This is a genomic window from Micromonospora zhanjiangensis (genome assembly GCF_042650605.1).
GTDB classification, from domain to species: domain Bacteria; phylum Actinomycetota; class Actinomycetes; order Mycobacteriales; family Micromonosporaceae; genus Micromonospora_J; species Micromonospora_J zhanjiangensis.
Genome location: NZ_JBHSBN010000123.1, coordinates 1 through 696, shown reverse-complemented (window position 1 = coordinate 696; position 696 = coordinate 1). Strand labels below are relative to the sequence as shown.

Sequence of the window (696 nt, the reverse complement as noted above, 5' to 3'; positions counted from 1 at the left end):
TCAGGCCGCGGGTGCGGCCTGACGGGCAAGCCCTGCCCGCAGGATGTTGCTGGCCGCGTTCACGTCGGCGTGGGCGGTGTGCCCGCAGGCGACGCACCGGAATTCGGCTTGGGTGACGCGGTTCTGCCTGGTGCAGTGCCCGCACTTCGGGCAGGTGCGGGAGGTGTTGCGGGGGTCGACCTCGACAACGACTCGTCCGGCGCTTTCAGCCTTGGCGTGCAGCACGTTGAGGAACACCCCCCAACCCGCGTCGAGGATCGACCGGTTGAGGCCGGACTTCTGGGCCACGTTGGTGCCGGGTTGTTCGAGGGTGCCGGACGCGGATCTGGTCATGTTGCTGATGCGCAGCGCCTCGACGGCGATCAGGTCGTGGTGACGGACCAGCCACAGGGCGGTCTTGTGCGCGTGGTCGAGTCGCTGCCGGCGCACCCGGGCGTGCAGGGCGGCTACCCGGTCCCGGACCTTCCGGCGGCGCCGGGAGCCGCGTTCGCAGCGGGCCAACGTCTGCTGTGCGGTCGCAAGCTGGACGGCCGACGCGGCGAGGTGGCGGGGGTTGGGCACCTGCACGCCGTCGGAGGTGGTGAGGAACGCGGCTACACCCATGTCGACCCCGACTACCGCGCCCGTCTCGGGCAGCGGCTCGGCGGGCACCTCGTCACACGAAAGGACGACGTACCAACGGCGGCCTTCCCTCTT

At 70.8% G+C, this 696-nt stretch carries 1 protein-coding gene; it reads right to left on the bottom strand.

Translation table 11 applies throughout. The annotated features are described in order from the left end of the window. Nucleotides 1-696: RNA-guided endonuclease InsQ/TnpB family protein (locus ACFOX0_RS34230; protein ID WP_377553846.1), on the bottom strand; the 696-nt coding region annotated here is incomplete at its 5' end.